The sequence below is a fragment of the Corynebacterium lubricantis DSM 45231 genome (assembly GCF_000379425.1).
Taxonomy (GTDB): domain Bacteria; phylum Actinomycetota; class Actinomycetes; order Mycobacteriales; family Mycobacteriaceae; genus Corynebacterium; species Corynebacterium lubricantis.
The window spans coordinates 148,021-163,443 of record NZ_KB902226.1 but is presented as its reverse complement, the minus strand read 5'-3'; the positions used below and the strand labels follow the sequence as shown (position 1 = coordinate 163,443).

At 57.0% G+C, this 15,423-nt stretch carries 16 protein-coding genes and 1 tRNA gene; 8 read left to right on the top strand and 9 right to left on the bottom strand.

The window, feature by feature from the left end:
• Nucleotides 1–7: 7 nt before the first annotated feature.
• Nucleotides 8–694, bottom strand: coding sequence for a hypothetical protein (locus A37O_RS0111295; protein ID WP_018297613.1), 687 nt, complete (start codon nucleotides 692–694; stop codon nucleotides 8–10).
• A gap of 264 nt (nucleotides 695–958) precedes the next feature.
• Between A37O_RS0111295 and A37O_RS0111290 the strand changes: the two genes are divergently transcribed.
• Nucleotides 959–2,428: an NCS2 family permease gene (locus A37O_RS0111290; RefSeq protein WP_026196325.1), complete on the top strand. Its 1,470-nt coding sequence runs from the start codon at nucleotides 959–961 to the stop codon at nucleotides 2,426–2,428.
• A 30-nt stretch (nucleotides 2,429–2,458) separates the two neighbouring features.
• A complete protein-coding gene (locus tag A37O_RS0111285; RefSeq protein WP_018297611.1) occupies nucleotides 2,459–3,268 on the top strand; it encodes a TrmH family RNA methyltransferase in 810 nt (269 codons plus the stop codon).
• Between the two features lie 6 nt (nucleotides 3,269–3,274).
• Here A37O_RS0111285 and A37O_RS0111280 read toward each other — a convergent pair whose 3' ends face one another.
• The 3 genes from A37O_RS0111280 to serC all read right to left on the bottom strand — a co-directional run bounded on the left by A37O_RS0111280 (nucleotide 3,275) and on the right by serC (nucleotide 6,493).
• A complete protein-coding gene (locus tag A37O_RS0111280) occupies nucleotides 3,275–4,132 on the bottom strand; it encodes a DUF6928 family protein (protein WP_018297610.1) in 858 nt (285 codons plus the stop codon).
• Between the two features lie 56 nt (nucleotides 4,133–4,188).
• Entirely contained in the window at nucleotides 4,189–5,259 is a 1,071-nt protein-coding gene (gene sepH, locus A37O_RS0111275) for a septation protein SepH (RefSeq protein ID WP_018297609.1), read from the bottom strand.
• A gap of 106 nt (nucleotides 5,260–5,365) precedes the next feature.
• The gene (gene serC / locus A37O_RS0111270; protein ID WP_018297608.1) at nucleotides 5,366–6,493 is read right to left on the bottom strand and encodes a phosphoserine transaminase; all 1,128 of its coding nucleotides are present in this window, start codon (nucleotides 6,491–6,493) and stop codon (nucleotides 5,366–5,368) included.
• A gap of 438 nt (nucleotides 6,494–6,931) precedes the next feature.
• Here serC and A37O_RS0111265 point away from each other — a divergent pair, with 438 nt between their 5' ends.
• The 5 genes from A37O_RS0111265 (at nucleotide 6,932) to A37O_RS0111245 (ending at nucleotide 11,977) form a co-directional block, all read left to right on the top strand.
• Nucleotides 6,932–8,227 (top strand): citrate synthase, encoded by a 1,296-nt coding sequence (locus A37O_RS0111265; RefSeq protein ID WP_018297607.1) that lies wholly within the window; start codon nucleotides 6,932–6,934, stop codon nucleotides 8,225–8,227.
• A gap of 134 nt (nucleotides 8,228–8,361) precedes the next feature.
• On the top strand, nucleotides 8,362–8,721 hold the full coding sequence (locus A37O_RS0111260) for an FKBP-type peptidyl-prolyl cis-trans isomerase (protein WP_018297606.1): 360 nt from the start codon (nucleotides 8,362–8,364) through the stop codon (nucleotides 8,719–8,721).
• Between the two features lie 155 nt (nucleotides 8,722–8,876).
• Nucleotides 8,877–9,710: an aldo/keto reductase gene (locus A37O_RS0111255; protein ID WP_018297605.1), complete on the top strand. Its 834-nt coding sequence runs from the start codon at nucleotides 8,877–8,879 to the stop codon at nucleotides 9,708–9,710.
• A 335-nt stretch (nucleotides 9,711–10,045) separates the two neighbouring features.
• On the top strand, nucleotides 10,046–10,324 hold the full coding sequence (locus A37O_RS0111250) for a DUF485 domain-containing protein (RefSeq protein WP_051077992.1): 279 nt from the start codon (nucleotides 10,046–10,048) through the stop codon (nucleotides 10,322–10,324).
• 3 nt (nucleotides 10,325–10,327) lie between these two features.
• Complete coding sequence (locus A37O_RS0111245; protein ID WP_018297603.1) at nucleotides 10,328–11,977, top strand: solute symporter family protein; 1,650 nt, start codon at nucleotides 10,328–10,330, stop codon at nucleotides 11,975–11,977.
• Nucleotides 11,978–12,074: 97 nt separating this feature from the next.
• Here A37O_RS0111245 and A37O_RS0111240 read toward each other — a convergent pair whose 3' ends face one another.
• Both A37O_RS0111240 and A37O_RS0111235 read right to left on the bottom strand, forming a co-directional pair.
• Nucleotides 12,075–12,980, bottom strand: a complete 906-nt coding sequence (locus tag A37O_RS0111240; protein ID WP_018297602.1) for a DUF1906 domain-containing protein — start codon at nucleotides 12,978–12,980, stop codon at nucleotides 12,075–12,077.
• Between the two features lie 296 nt (nucleotides 12,981–13,276).
• A tRNA-Arg gene (locus A37O_RS0111235) sits at nucleotides 13,277–13,349 on the bottom strand.
• A gap of 125 nt (nucleotides 13,350–13,474) precedes the next feature.
• On the opposite strand from A37O_RS0111235, the gene A37O_RS0111230 reads away from it, so the two are divergent.
• Nucleotides 13,475–13,753 carry a cg0963 family protein gene (locus A37O_RS0111230; RefSeq protein WP_018297601.1) on the top strand — a complete coding sequence of 93 codons (279 nt, stop codon included), beginning with the start codon at nucleotides 13,475–13,477 and terminating at the stop codon, nucleotides 13,751–13,753.
• A gap of 20 nt (nucleotides 13,754–13,773) precedes the next feature.
• On the opposite strand, the gene A37O_RS0111225 is transcribed toward A37O_RS0111230, so the two are convergent.
• Genes A37O_RS0111225 through A37O_RS0111215 form a run of 3 tightly spaced genes read right to left on the bottom strand, consistent with a single transcriptional unit; the run spans nucleotide 13,774 to nucleotide 15,381 of the window.
• The gene (locus tag A37O_RS0111225; RefSeq protein ID WP_018297600.1) at nucleotides 13,774–14,067 is read right to left on the bottom strand and encodes a mycoredoxin; all 294 of its coding nucleotides are present in this window, start codon (nucleotides 14,065–14,067) and stop codon (nucleotides 13,774–13,776) included.
• Nucleotides 14,060–14,584: a dihydrofolate reductase gene (locus A37O_RS0111220; protein ID WP_018297599.1), complete on the bottom strand. Its 525-nt coding sequence runs from the start codon at nucleotides 14,582–14,584 to the stop codon at nucleotides 14,060–14,062. The genes A37O_RS0111225 and A37O_RS0111220 overlap by 8 nt, the downstream gene beginning before the upstream one ends.
• Nucleotides 14,581–15,381: a thymidylate synthase gene (locus A37O_RS0111215; RefSeq protein WP_018297598.1), complete on the bottom strand. Its 801-nt coding sequence runs from the start codon at nucleotides 15,379–15,381 to the stop codon at nucleotides 14,581–14,583. The genes A37O_RS0111220 and A37O_RS0111215 overlap by 4 nt, the downstream gene beginning before the upstream one ends.
• Nucleotides 15,382–15,423: the final 42 nt, after the last annotated feature.

Here is a 15,423-nt window from a genome sequence, read left to right as displayed (position 1 = left end):
CCGCGCCTTAGGCGGGTTGCATCCGCTCGAGACGCAAATCGTTGACCTCGCGGTGCGTAGGAACGCCCATCCGATTGATGTGGGAGCGTGCCGGGACAATCCCGCCGTATTCCAACCAGCCCGTGACTAGGGAAGCACCATACAGCGACGAGACCACCCAGGTTTCGTTCTGCATTAGTTCCTGGCGCGTAAATCCCTTTTCGAGGGTGCGAATCTCAACACCCTGTTTCTTTAAGATGCTCTCCACAGTGTCGAGCGCGATCGACGGTGTCGTCCGCGGGTGGGCTGAGAGGAAAGCCGCACCGTCGCGGATCATGACAAAGGGCGCGATAAAAGATGAGACGACTGCCCCGGACTCGTCGACAAGCATGCCGTCATCGGCTGTCGTGAGCATCTGTAAGTTGTGCTGCCAACCCAAGTCGGCGCCACGGCGTGCGGGCGAGGAGCGTTTGTCAAGGACTCCCGCTGAATCCACAGTGATTTCCGAGGGTTGGGAAACAAGCGGGCGAAGAGAGAGAGAAGCATTGCCATTGGCGACCTCAATTACCGCACGGCGCGTGCCGCTGACCTGCGCTAACCGTAGGCGCAGCAAGTTCATCGTCGGGTGACTGACCCCGTGCGCGGCGATTGCTTTGAGGTAAGTGTCCAGATCCACAGCAGCACCATCGCGGACTACAAATGTAAAGACTTCCACGTACTCACTCCAATGTGGCTGGTTCTGTGCGACATGCCAACGCAGTATCTACCCCCTAAACTATCAGCGCACAGCGTTTTTTGTGAGTCAGACCGGCAAGATTAACCTCAGCAATTTTGCGGATGTGAAGAATTGAATTGTATGGTGTGATTTTCATGGGCTAGGTTGTCCAGATTGCAATTCTCTGCCAATCTGGTTGAGAAAACCTGTGCACGAAAAATGAATACTTAAACCTTCTATTGGCATATAAGGGGAAGGCTCGGCATGAGTCACAATGGATCAACCAGCACTACCAGCGGGCGCCAAACAAAAAGTGCCGTGGATAAGTTCTTCCACATCTCAGAGCGCGGCTCAACCGTAGGTACAGAAGTGCGAGCGGGTGTTGTCACCTTCTTCGCCATGGCCTACATCATTTTGCTGAACCCTCTCATCCTGGGTACCTCCCCAGACCGAGAAGGAACAGTCCTCGGCGTGCCACAGGTCGCGGCCGCGACGGCTCTGGTCGCCGGTGTCATGACCATCATTTTTGGTGTCGTTGCGAAATACCCCTTTGGTATTGCAGCCGGCCTCGGCCTCAACACACTCGTGGCGGTCACCCTTGTCGGTGGGGCAGGCCTGACTTGGCCGGAAGCCATGGGTCTTGTCGTGATCGACGGCATTATCATCGTGTTGCTGGGAATTTCCGGGTTCCGAACTGCAGTGTTCAAAGCTATCCCGCCTTCAATGAAGTCCGCCATGAGTGTCGGTATCGGCATGTTCATCGCCATGATCGGCTTTGTCAACGGTGGCTTTGTCACCCGCGTGCCTGATGCGGCGAACACCACCGTTCCTGTCGGCCTCGGCATAGACGGCTCGATCGCATCGTGGCCAACCGTGACTTTTGTGATCGGCCTAATCATCTGTGGCTTCGCCGTCGTGCGCAATATCCGGGGTGGGCTCTTCCTCGGCATCGTGGCCACCACGATTATCGCCATGATCATCGAAGCGATCACCGGTGTTGGTTCCTCTGCCGATTCAGGCCCAACCGGTTGGGGCCTCGCGGTCCCACAGATTCCAAGCTCCTTCGGATCGATCCCGGATCTCTCCATCGTGGGCAAGGTTGATCTGATTGGTGCCTTCACCCAACTTGGCGTAGTCACGGCGACCCTATTCGTATTCGCCCTGGTCCTGACGAACTTCTTCGATGCCATGGGCACTATGTCTGGTTTGGGACGTCAGGCTAACCTCGTCGACGAAGACGGCAACCTGCCTAACATGAAGTCGGCACTGGTTGTCGAGGGCTTCGGCGCCGTAGCCGGTGGCCTGGGCTCGTCCTCGTCGGCAACGGTCTACGCAGACTCTTCTGCGGGTATCGGCGACGGCGCTCGCACCGGTCTGGCCAACGTTGTGACCGGCGTGCTATTCCTGCTGGCCATGTTCCTCACCCCGCTCTACGAGATTGTCCCCATCGAAGCGGCATCTCCTGTACTCGTGGTGGTCGGCGCGATGATGATGGCGCAGGTTCGCGATATCGAGTGGACCAAGTTCTACATCGCTCTCCCAGCATTCCTCACCATGGTCACCATGCCATTTACCTACTCCATCGCCAACGGCATCGGCGTAGGCTTCATCGCCTTCACTCTGATGGCAGTCGCAGCTGGCAAGATCAAGGACATCCACTGGATCATGTGGCTGATCTCGGCTCTGTTCGTGGTCTACTTCGCCATGGATCCGATCTTGGCCCTGCTGGCTTAGCAATTCGCGAAACAACTACACTTACTGCTTGTGAATCAGACACCACAGCAGGTAACCGACCCACTAGATCCCCGCCTCGATGACATTCGAGACCTCAAGCGCAACGAGAAGAAACATGTCGTTGCAGAAGGTCCCCTCGTTGCCGGGAGAATGGTGGAGTCGCGTTACCCGCTGCGGTGTCTGATTGGTTTTCGCACCAAGCTGGAGAAATTCCTCGCACAATACGAGGTGAACTGCCCCGTCTACGAGGTCGATCGAGCAACACTAGCCGAGGTCGCAGGATACGACATGCACCGCGGGTTGTTGGCGGTGGCGGACCGGGCCGAGGAATCGTCGCTAAGTGATCTGCTCCAAGCACGCACCCTCCTCGTGCTCGAAGGCGTCGGTGACCACGAAAATATCGGCTCACTGTTCCGCAACGCCGCCGGCATGAGCGTCGACGGCGTGCTGCTGGGCTCGGGCACCGCCGATCCGCTGTATCGCCGCAGCGTGCGCGTGTCCATGGGGCACGTCCTGCGGCTGCCGTGGGCGCACCTCGACGGTGGATTCACCACCTGGCAGCGCTCGCTCGAGCAGCTGCGGGAGGCGGGTTTTCGCCTTGTCTCGCTGACCCCCGACGATGCGGCGGTCCATCTCGCAGATGCGCTTATCGACGACACCGGCGCCCCATTTGAGAAGGTCGCCCTGTTAGTCGGGGCCGAGGGGCCCGGCCTGACCGAGCACGCGATGCGTGCGACTGATGTCCGTGCTCGGATTCCGATGGCGCCCGGCACGGATTCGCTCAATGTGGCGACCTCAGCAGCCATTGCTTTCTATGAGCGCGCACGGAGTTTGAGGTAGGGGCTTTTAGTCGCGGGTGATGTCGCGATCGGAATGCCGAATACGCTCTCCGATGGCATCGCGGGCGTCTTTCGCGCGCCGCATGAAACCCCGACCCAGGCGCTTCGCTGCTGCAACTGACGCGTCGGCGAGGCGCACGAATTCGTCCTCGGATTCGTCTTCGGGGGTCTCATAATCGTCGTAGTCAGAGTTCGATGCGCTGAACTTAGCAGCGACCTCGTCGACGGTCTTCGTCCGCTTTGGGGGAGGATCGACCTTTGGCTCAGGGCGACCATCAACGGCGTAGGCAACCACATTGATATCGGGACCTGAGGGAGAGATATCCACACCCAACCACGCCTCATGCGCCGCCATTGCAAGATCTTGAGGCTCAAAAGGCAACGCGATGCCTCCTAGTTGATCGTTCATCTCACCTGCCCAATAGGGGGCCTCAAATGGCTCGGGGACACCGAGGTCTTCCACGACCGAGGTCCGGGTGGCGGTAAACGAGCGGCACACCTTGTCGCCCTGGAAGTGGGCGAAACCTGCATAGGAGCTATCCGTGCCCCGCGCGAACACATAGACGTCCCGTGCGTGCACGGATTTCCGCAGCCGATCCGGAATATCCGAGAGAGTATCTACTTCCTCCAGGAAGGACTGCACGATAGTCACGCCGGGATACCCGGCGATGTAGTACTCCTGCCGCGAGGGGCGGGCCGAGCGATTCAGCGGAAATTGCCCAATTGGGGTAATCGGCCAAGCCGGATTGAGCTGAGCCAAGTATTTCCTGCCAAATCCACGATCAGCTTTCGGCTCTTGGGAGACAACACTGGCAACATCATTAGTATTGACGAACCACAACGTGACAACCGCAGGAAAGTGCATCGCGTGCTACCTCTTCGTGAGTAACTGACTACTAGCTCGGACTCTACTTGTTCGGACTACTTCCTTGGGCGTTTCTGGTTCGTGCGGACCCCTAGAAGGACATCCTCCCAGTGTGGAGTCACTGCCTTCCGCTTGCGTTTCTGCGGGGCCTGGTCTGACTCTGGGTTTTGGAGGAATTCTCCTTCAGCGAAGACTTCTTCGCTGGTCTCGGGCCCTGAATCGCCTCGATCATCCTTGCCTTCGGGTAGCTGATCGGCTTCGAGATCATCGGAGAAGTCGGCATCCAGTTCAAGGTCGCTAGTGTCGTCTGACGGCGATACGGGGCGCGAGGAACCGGTAGAGACTGCGGTGAGCGAGCGGACTGGCTGAACGAAATTAGGGTCCGTCAGATCGGCTGCGATCGGATTGCGTGCCTCGGTCGTCGCACTGAGGCCACTGCGCTTAAAGGACCATTCCGCGACGTTGTCGGATAACCCTGCCTTCCACGAGACCCTGACAACCCAGGCGTCGCCGGGCTCGCGGACGGCATCCCATGAAGCTTCGGACAGGGAATGACCGCGGGCGGCGAAAGCGGTCGCCAAAATTTCAAACAATGTCAGTTTCGCTGGCCCATCTTCACGGACGGGGCGGGATTGCTTCGCCGCTTGGGCGACCTGCTCGCGTTCTAAAAGTACGGGGTGCGCGTAGGCCTCGAGCCGGGACTCAGCCACACCCATTTCCTCGGCTAGTTCTTGCGTCGTGGCACCAGCGCGAATTCGCTGCTGGATCTCGGACGGACGCATCGAGAAAGGAGTGGCATAGAGCGGGTCGGGCTGGGGGAGTGAGCGCCCTGCTTCGGATTCCTTTGCAACTTCACTCTCGCTGGATGCGCTGGTGGAATCGGGGGTGCTTTCGCCGGCCTGAGGATTTGCAGGCTCTAGCTGCTCGCCGTTTTCAGGGGAGTCTTCGTCCGTTGCGGCTGAGGTTACCGCGGTGACCGGGGCGACCGGGGCAACTGGGGTGCCCGGGGTCGCGTCGTTCGAGTCAGCGAGAAAGCGGCGAGACAAGCTAAAGAGCTCGCCGTCTTCGGTGCGCAACACCAACGACTGTTCGGTTGATTCTTCATCAACCGGGAAAAGCTCGCGCATCTCGTCTCCTTAGTAGTTAGTATTTCGTCCAGACTAACGTAAATAAAGGAACAATCCGTGCAGCACAAGCCCTTCCGGCGTTAAAGAATGTCGAACTTTGTCGAAACTACTTCGCGCCGACACCCTGCTCGAGCAAGAAATCAATTGCCTTGGTCAGGCGCTCGACGTCGCTTGGATCAATCGCAGGGAACATGCCGATGCGCAGCTGATTGCGGCCGAGCTTGCGGTAAGGCTCGGTGTCAAGGACACCATTTGCGCGCAGTGCCTTAGCAATCTCGCCTGCATCAACGTTGTCTGCAAAGTCGATGGTGCCGACAACGAGGGAGCGCTTTGCCGGATCCTGGACGTATGGGGTGGTGACCTCGTTGTTCTCGGCCCAGTTGTACAGGATGGAGGAAGACTCGGTGGTGCGCTTGACCATGCCGTCGAGGCCACCGTTTTCGTTCATCCACTTCACCTGGTCTGCCAGCATGATCAGCGAAGTAACGGCAGGGGTGTTGTAGGTCTGGTTCTTGCGGGAGTTGTCCACGGCAGTCTGCAGGTCAAGGAAAGCTGGGATGAAACGACCCGAGTCCTTAATCTTTGCAATGCGCTCGATGGCAGCAGGGCTCATCGCTGCGAGCCACAGGCCACCCTCGGAGGCGAAGTTCTTCTGTGGGGAGAAGTAGTAGACGTCGGACTGGGTGATGTCGACGGGCAGGCCGCCAGCACCCGAGGTGGCGTCAATGGTGACAAGTGCGTCGGTGCCTTCTGGGCGAACGACAGGAACCATCGCGCCAGTGGAGGTTTCGTTATGCGCCCAAGCGATCACATCGGTGCCCTCGACTGCGCGTGGGGTAGGTGCGTCACCGGTCTCGGACTCGATTACCTCTGGGTCATCCAACCACGGTGCCTGCTTCGCAGCCTTGGCGAACTTGGACGAGAACTCACCGAAAGACAGGTGAGCGGACTTCTTTTCGATGAGGCCGAAGGTGGCCGCATCCCAGAAAGCGGTTGCTCCACCGAGGGACAAAACGATCTCGTAGCCCTCTGGCAAGGAGAACAGATCGGAGAGGCCCTGGCGCACTTCGCCGACGACATTCTTCACCGCTGGCTGGCGGTGGGAGGTGCCGATGATTCCGTTGGCCCCGGCGACGATAGCGTCGATCTGTGCTGGGCGGACCTTGGAAGGGCCGCAGCCGAAACGACCGTCAGCTGGGGTGAATTCTGCGGGAAGAACTGGGTAATCAGTCATCGATAAAGTCCATTTCCAAAATCTGGGAGAGCGGGATCCTTGCCACGAAATAGGGGCAAGACTATTGAACACTGTACCGGGCCACTTAACGGAAACTATGAAAGGGGCCACATGCCGACTTCCTCCCAAATGGGGGTAGGGGGTGAACTGGGGCAAGTTTTTCGAACATTGTTCGCTAGCTCACAAACTTTGCTAAACTCATCTCGTGTCTTCAAGGCGCTGACCGTACCCGGCACAGGACCAATAGTATTAGCTAACGGAACCATGAGTCGACCTAGAGTCGTCCCCAGTGGGATGCGGTGACTACCAATGACTGCAATTGAATACCGGTACTGGAAGCGTTAGCGAAAAAAGTGCTAGCGTCACGTTATATCTGGGTGTAATAAACCCGTAGATAAACTCTGGCAGTGCCGAGCAAATTACGTTGAAAGGTTCATAGTGGCAACTGATAACAAGGACAAGGCGGTACTTCACCTACCTAACGGTGAATACGAGATGGATATCATCCACGCCACCGAGGGAAATGATGGTGTGGTACTGGGCAATATGCTTGGTAACACGGGCTACGTCACCTTTGACCCAGGTTACGTATCAACCGGTTCCACCGAATCCAAGATCACCTACATCGACGGTGAGAACGGAATTCTCCGTCACCGTGGCTACGACATTGCTGATCTCGCGGAAAACGCGACCTTCAATGAGGTGTCGTACCTGCTGATTAACGGCGAACTTCCAACCCTGGATGAACTGCACAAGTTCAACGATGAGATTCGCCATCACACCCTCCTCGATGAGGACTTCAAGGCCCAGTTCAGCGTCTTCCCACGCAAGGCCCACCCAATGTCGGTGCTGGCTTCCTCGGTGAACATCTTGTCCACCTATTACCAGGATCAGCTTGATCCAATGGATGAAGAGCAGCTGGACAAGGCAACTGTCCGCCTCATGGCAAAGGTGCCAATGCTTGCGGCGTACGCCTACCGCGCATCCAAGGGCTCGCCTTACATGTACCCAGATAACTCGCTGAACACCCGCGAGAACTTCCTGCGCATGATGTTCGGTTACCCAACCGAGCCATACGAGGTTGACCCAATCGTCGTGAAGGCTCTGGACAAGCTGCTCATCCTGCACGCTGACCACGAGCAGAACTGCTCCACCTCCACCGTTCGCATGATCGGTTCCGCACAGGCGAACATGTTCGTCTCCATCGCTGGTGGCATCAACGCGCTGTCCGGCCCACTGCACGGTGGCGCAAACCAGGCTGTTCTGGAGATGTTGGAAGACATCCAGAACAACCACGGCGGCGACGCAACCGACTTCATGAACCGCGTGAAGAACAAGGAAAAGGGTGTCCGCCTCATGGGCTTCGGACACCGCGTGTACAAGAACTACGACCCACGCGCAGCCATTGTCAAGGAGCTCGCACACGAGATCATTGACCACCTCGGTGGCGACCCAATGCTGGATCTGGCAATGCAGCTGGAAGAGATCGCGCTGAAGGACGACTACTTCGTCTCCCGCAAGCTCTACCCGAACGTCGACTTCTACACCGGCCTGATCTACCGCGCGATGGGCTTCCCAACGGACTTCTTCACCGTCCTGTTCGCAATCGGTCGTCTTCCTGGCTGGATCGCTCACTACCGCGAGCAGCTCAAGATGAACACCAAGATCAACCGTCCTCGCCAGATCTACACCGGTGAGACCTTGCGCAAGGTTGTTCCTCGCGAACAGCGCTAATAGCAAGTTTCTTTGCTTCAACGGTTGAGACAATTCCGCCAGGAAGGTGGTTCGCCCTTATACTAGGGAGAACGCGTTCCTGGCGTTTTGTTTTGCCAGGACAATTCCACATTTAGTCAAGGAGAGTATTTTCCATGGACAAGCCCACCATCAACGTTCCTCAAACACCTGCACCAACTGATCTTGTTACCGAGGACCTGGTGATTGGCGAGGGCGCTGAAGCCCAGGCTGGTGGACTAGTAGAAGTTCACTACGTCGGAGTCGATTACGAAACTGGCGAAGAGTTTGACTCTTCCTGGGATCGTGGTTCCTCCAGCGAATTCCCACTCACCGGTCTGATTGCAGGCTGGCAGGAAGGGATCCCTGGCATGCGAGTCGGCGGTCGTCGTCAGCTCACCATTCCGCCAGAGAAGGCATACGGTGCCGCTGGCGGTGGACACCCGCTGTCTGGCCGTACGCTGATCTTCGTCATTGATTTGATCGACGCTAAGTAAATTCGCACGCACTTGACGCCTTCGTGCTTCCCTGTGGGGAAGGCGCGGAGGCGTTTTTCTGTGCACAAGGTAGCCTGCGGGCAGGTAATCGTCGTGAAGCGAATTGTTATGCGGGCTTCGCGCACGAGGGGCGATGGACAAGGCAGAATAGAATCATGACTATTCCGCAGATTCCTTCCACGACGCTCAATGATGGATATGAGATGCCGCTTCTGGGGCTTGGCACATACAAGCTAGGCGACGACACGGAGAACCTTGTACGTCGTGCCATCGAGCTCGGCTACCGCCACATTGATACAGCCTCCCTCTATGGCAACGAAGAAGCCGTCGGCCGCGCGATTAATGGCGCGATCGCGGCAGGGGACGTGAGCCGTGAAGATCTCTTTGTCGTCACAAAGCTGTGGAACGACGACCAGGGCAACGTGGGGAAGGCGTATCAAGAATCGCTTCGCAAGCTCAACTTGGACTTCGTGGACATGTACATGATTCATTGGCCAGATCCTCGGCAGGGGCGATTCGTTCAAGCCTTCGAGGATATGGCGCGACTGCAAGGACTGGGGCAGCTGCAATCCTTGGGTGTGGCGAACTTCTATGAGGAAGTTCTGGATGAACTGATCGAGCAATCAGGGATCACTCCGGCAGTCAATCAGGTGGAGCTTCACGTCGGGTTTACCCAAGATGAATTGCGGTCCCATAACACAAAACGGGGGATCGTGACGGAGGCCTGGGCACCCCTGGCGCGGGCGACATTGGTACATAATCCGGACATTAAGGCAATCTCTGCTAAGTATGACAAGACTTATAGTCAAATCATGTTGAGGTTCTTACTTCAATTAGGTATTTCCTCTGTGCCGAAGACCTCGAGCCCGGAGCGGCTTGAGGAAAACCTCGGGATCTTTGACTTTCGCCTGGTTAAAGGGGATATGGATGTGTTGGCGAGGATCGCGGGCGAGCGCCTTTCCAATGATCCTCGGACGTTCCCTGTCTAAAAGGACTGGTTGCAATACGTTCGGTATGTAACTGCTGTAAAGGCTGACGCACTTCCAAGTTAAGCATTTGCAAAATTTGCAAAACAGCGATTTATACCATTTCGGGGGGAGAGGTGGTATCTTATTAAAGCGCTGGTGACAGGTTTTTGTGGGGGTAGTTCATCCGGTCATTTCCATTTTGAGTGTCAAACCAATCGAAGTTGCAATGTGAGCCAGGTAACTTGCAATGTGTCGAACTTGTTTAGACCACAAAATGAAGGGAGTCGACCGTGAGTGATTCAACGAAAACCGCCGGGGATACCCGCCGGGAACCCACTTCCGAAGACTTTATTGCAATGCAAAAAAGTCCCCAGTTCCAGAAACTACGTAAGACCTATCGCCAGTTCACCTTCCCGGTATCTGTCGCATTCTTCGTCTGGTACATCTTCTACGTTCTCGTAGCTACCTACCTGCCAGACCAGATGGCACAGCCATTCTGGGGCCTCAATGTCGGCCTCTGGCTGGGCCTCGCCCAGTTTGCCACCACCTTCTTGATCACCTGGGCATACGTTGTCTACGCGAACAAGAACATCGAGCCTCAGGCGGCTGCAATCCGCCAAGAAATGGAAGGCTAAACAATGAATACCGTTTACCTCGCGCAAGATGCCGCAGAAGGCGTCGGCAATCCATGGTTGAACATTGGCGTGTTCGCAGTGTTCATCATCGTTACCCTCACCATCGTTTCCCGGGTTGGTAAGTCCACCAGCGAAGCATCTGACTTCTACACCGGTGGTGCTCAGTTCAGCGGTACCCAAAACGGTCTCGCAATTGCTGGTGACTACCTCTCGGCAGCATCCTTCCTCGGCATCGTCGGTGCTATTGCACTGAACGGCTACGACGGCTTCCTCTACTCGATCGGCTTCTTCGTGGCATGGCTCGTCGCTCTGCTGCTCGTTGCTGAGCCACTGCGTAACGTCGGCCGCTTCACCATGGCGGACGTGCTCTCCTTCCGCCTGAAGCAGAAGCCAGTTCGCGTTGCGGCTGCATTCGGCACGCTGTTCGTGTCCCTGTTCTACCTGATCGCTCAGATGGCTGGTGCCGGCTCGCTGGTGTCCGTTCTGCTGAACCTGCACACCTTCTCCGCACAGGCAATCTGTGTGGCCATCGTCGGTGTCATCATGATCGCTTACGTTCTGATCGGCGGCATGAAGGGTACCACCTACGTTCAGATGATCAAGGCCATCCTGCTTGTTGGTGGCGTTGCCATCATGACCGTGTTGGTATTCGTTGCTATCCGCGGTGGCATGGGCACGCTTCTTGACGATGCGGTGAACATGCACGCTGCATCCGAGCGCATCAAGGAAATGGGCTACGAGGCAACGGATATCCTGGCCCCTGGTCTGCAGTACGGTGCATCCGCAACCACTCAGCTTGACTTCGTTTCCCTCGGCCTGGCTCTGGTCCTGGGTACTGCGGGTCTGCCACACGTTCTGATGCGCTTCTACACGGTGCCTACCGCTACCGAAGCTCGTAAGTCCGTGACCGTGGCAATTGTCCTCATCGGTGCTTTCTACCTGATGACCCTGGTCCTCGGCTACGCTGCAGGCGCACTCGTTGGACCAGACCGCATCCTTGCCGCACCTGGTGGTGCAAACGCTGCGGCTCCGCTGCTGGCCTTCGAGCTCGGCGGATCCATCTTCATGGCGCTGATTTCCGCAGTCGCCTTCGCAACAGTGCTTGCTGTGGTGGCAGGTCTGGCAATTACCGCCTCTGCCTCCGTTGCTCACGATATTTACCACGCAGTTATCCGCAACGGACAGTCCTCCGAAGCAGAGCAGGTCCGCGTTTCTCGCATTACCGTTGTCGTCATCGGTCTCGTCGCGATTGGCCTTGGCATCCTGGCCATGGAGCAGAACGTGGCCTTCCTGGTGGCCCTGGCGTTCGCTATCGCAGCGTCCGCTAACCTTCCTACCATCCTCTTCTCGCTGTACTGGAAGCGCTTCAACACCACTGGTGCTGTCGCCTCCATGTACACCGGTCTGATCCTTGCTCTCGGACTGATCATCTTCTCCCCAGCAGTCTCCGGTACTGACTCTTCGATGATTCCGGGTGCAGACTTCGCCTTCTTCCCACTGAAGAACCCTGGTATTATCTCCATCCCGGCTGCGTTCCTTGCAGGTATCATCGGTACCTACCTGGGCAAGCCTGACAACCTGGATCACCTCCAGGCTGAGATGGAAGTTCGTTCCCTCACCGGTGTCGGTGTTGAGAAGCCAGTCGACCACTAAGCACTTACCGGTCTAATCGGTTCACGCAAATAAACTCTTCGCCCCCAACCTCCATTCGGAGGTTGGGGGCGAAGAGTTTTTCTTTGTTATGAGCTCGCTACTGGATGAATTTCCGCGCCGCCTCGAGCGCAACCTGGAGATCCTGCTGATTCACGTTGGAGGACAGCGTGGAGGCTTGTGCGCTGAGTTGGTCTAGCTGGGCCTGATCGGGGAGGGGGATGGACACGTTGGTGGAGGGATTGGTCGATGGCGTGGCTGCCTGTCCCGGCTTCCACTGCCCCCAGTCCGCGGCGTAAACGTTATTGATATCGACGTCGATGCCGTCAATTTTGCCCACATATCCGGCCTTTTGGTGAATCGTGACACGAGGGTGGATCTTGCCACCCGAGCCCCAATCGTGCTGCCAGTAGAAAGAACCGATTCCGTCCTTGCTTGCCCACTCAATGGTGTTCCAGTTTCCGTAGACACCCGTTTGGTAGCCCGCTGCTGTTAGCGCTGTCTGGAATGCGAGCAGGTAGGGACGAATCTGATTCCTGTACTGGGTCTGCGTGGGGTTATCGTCGATAGCAACGTAGATAGGACGGCCAGTTGGCCCGCCTGCCGCACGGTGGAGCGCGATCGCCTGAGGTGCGTGAGTTGCGGCGCCGGCAGCGCCTTGGAGCCAGTCAGCGGTGGAGTCTTTTCCGAATTGATACACGGAGGCCGTGGACAGTCCGTTTGCCGCGAAGTCTTGGGTTTCAGCGAGGCCGACGGGCTTGCCCTTCATCCACTCTGAACCTGGCCGGGGCTGCGAAACGTAGCGCACCGCGCCGAGGTGGCCGGCTGCGGCTACAGCTCGACCCGATGGGACTCCTGCTGAGTAATCAATGACAGTGCCGAGGATGCGGCTTTGGGATTGTGCAGCCGGTGCGACCGAAACGCCAACGGCGCCAGCTGCCAATGCGATGGAGGCGGCTTTGAGCACGCCACGACGACTATAGGTAGAGTTGTTCACAAATGTCACGGTAGCAACTCCAGTTACATTGTGCTAGATAAGTGACTCACTTTTTAAGGTAAGCCTTTTTCCTTGGTTGTGCCCCATGATGTGCACTTTGCGCGACTTGGTTTTTAGCGACCTGGGCTTTTATATTTCGCGGGGCGTTGGGTACGGGTGGCGCGTACCTAACGTCGGGCGAAAAATAAAACCCCAGGTCAGATAATGGTGATATCTTGCGAAGTGCACGTCTTTGAAGGTTCAAATAAAAAATCTCGCAACATCGCCGGAAAACGGAACGATGTCGCGAGACAGGGGAGAAATTGCGCCCTAGAGAGGAATCGAACCTCCGACACCGGCTTTAGGAGAGCCGTGCTCTATCCACTGAGCTACTAGGGCAAAATCCAAACGGAACAAAGTACAGGGTACCGCACATCGAAAAGGCACCGTGAATTAGGCTAGGACCACTGGGTAAGTGTTTGCGTATCCAAAACTGTTTAAACCAGAAAGGCCGTGAGAAACCAATGTCTCAGACCCAACCGTCGTTTACAGACGTCCAGCGTCGCAAGATTGATTGTGAAATCGTCAGCAAGGATGGCATCCCGGTGCTGTCGTTGGATAAAGAGTTGCCCGGGGGATCGTCGAAACGCGTTCTCCTGCTCAACCACCACGACGCGCGTCGTTTGAAGACGGCGCTTGAGCACTACCTCAACGAAGTCGAGGCTCGCGAACTCGCGGGACACACCGCGTCGCTGTCGCCGAAGGACATGCTGGATCTGTTCGGCGAAGACGACGAGGATTAAAGCTGAGGACTAAATAAACCTTAAGCGCTGAGTTCTTGGAACTTGGCGTCAACGGCCTGCGCTGGCGGGTTCGTCGCATGCGACCCGTCGGAGTAGCGCACGGTTGGCACCACTGCATTGCCGTCGTTGACGGACATGACCCACTCGGCGGCCTCTTCGTTGCCCGGCTCCTCGATATCGATGAGCGTGTACGGAGTTCCGCTGCTGGCCAGGCCTTCCTTCAGGCGACGGCAGTAGCCGCACCAACTGGTGGCGTAGACAGTGACGTGATTGTTCTCAGACTGTGTTTCAGAGGTATCAGACGTATCAGACATGGTCTTTGGGGACCTTTCGTTCGTAGGTGAGAAAACGGTAGCGCAATGGCACATCGGAGCCGTTGAGATGACCGGTTTCGGATTGCAGCCAGTCGGAGTCCTTCATGAGGGCGAAATCGTCCTCGGGGACTGGGGGAGCAAAGACTGCCTCGTCACCGTAGGCATCGGCGATGATCGCGTCCACGACAGTCACCTCGATGACATCAAGGATGTCCATCACGGAGTCATAGAGCCTGGCACCGCCAATGATCCATGTGTCCGTGGCGAGATCTGGCACATCGGGAAGCACGAATGCACCGGTGGACCACTCGCCAGGATTGCGGGAAGAGACAATATAGTTGTCCCGGCCCGGCAAAGGCTTCTTCGGTAGGGACAGCCACGTACGCCGCCCCATAACTACAGGATTGCCCATGGTGGTCAGCTTGAAATGGCGAAGATCCTCAGGCATGTGCCAGGGCATGCCTTGGCCGTCGCCGATCACACCGTCGACGGATTGAGCCCAGATCGCGCCGATCATACCGAAACCGGGGCAGCGATCTTAGGGTGCGGGTTATAGCCCTCGACGACGAAATCGTCGAAGGTGTAGTCGAAAAGCGACGCCACCTTGTTCAGCTTCAGCTGCGGGTACGGGCGCGCTTCGCGGGAAAGCTGCTCGGTGACCTGTTCAATGTGGTCGTTATAAACGTGGCAGTCACCGCCAGTCCAAATCAGCTCCCCAACTTCCAAGTCAGCCTGCTGCGCGAACATGTGCGTGAGTAGAGCATAGGAGGCAATGTTGAAAGGTACACCCAAAAACATGTCAGCCGAGCGCTGATAGACCTGCATGGACAACTTGCCATCGACAACGTAGAGCTGGAAGAGCAAGTGGCAAGGAAGAAGTGCCATCTTATCGAGCTCGGATACGTTCCACGCGGAGACGATATTGCGACGTGAATCAGGATTATTGCGCAGCGTGTCTAGCGCGCCTTGGATCTGGTCGATGTGCTGGCCGTCAGGCGTTGGCCAGGAGCGCCACTGCACTCCGTAGATTGGACCGAGCTCGCCATCTTCGCCGGCCCACTCGTCCCAGATCTTGATGTTATTTTCCTGTAGCCATGCAACGTTTGAGTCACCGCGCAGGAACCAGAGCAATTCGCCGACGACACCTTTGAAAAAGACCTTCTTCGTGGTCAGCAGCGGGAATGAATCAGCCAGGTTATAGCGAATTTGGCGCCCGAACACGCTGCGGGTGCCGGTGCCGGTGCGATCGCCCTTTGCTTGGCCGTTATCAAGAATGTCTTGGAGCAAATCCTCGTAGGGAGTAGGCACAGTCATGGGCCCTAGATTAACGCTCTGACGGTGAACTTGCCAAGGCAG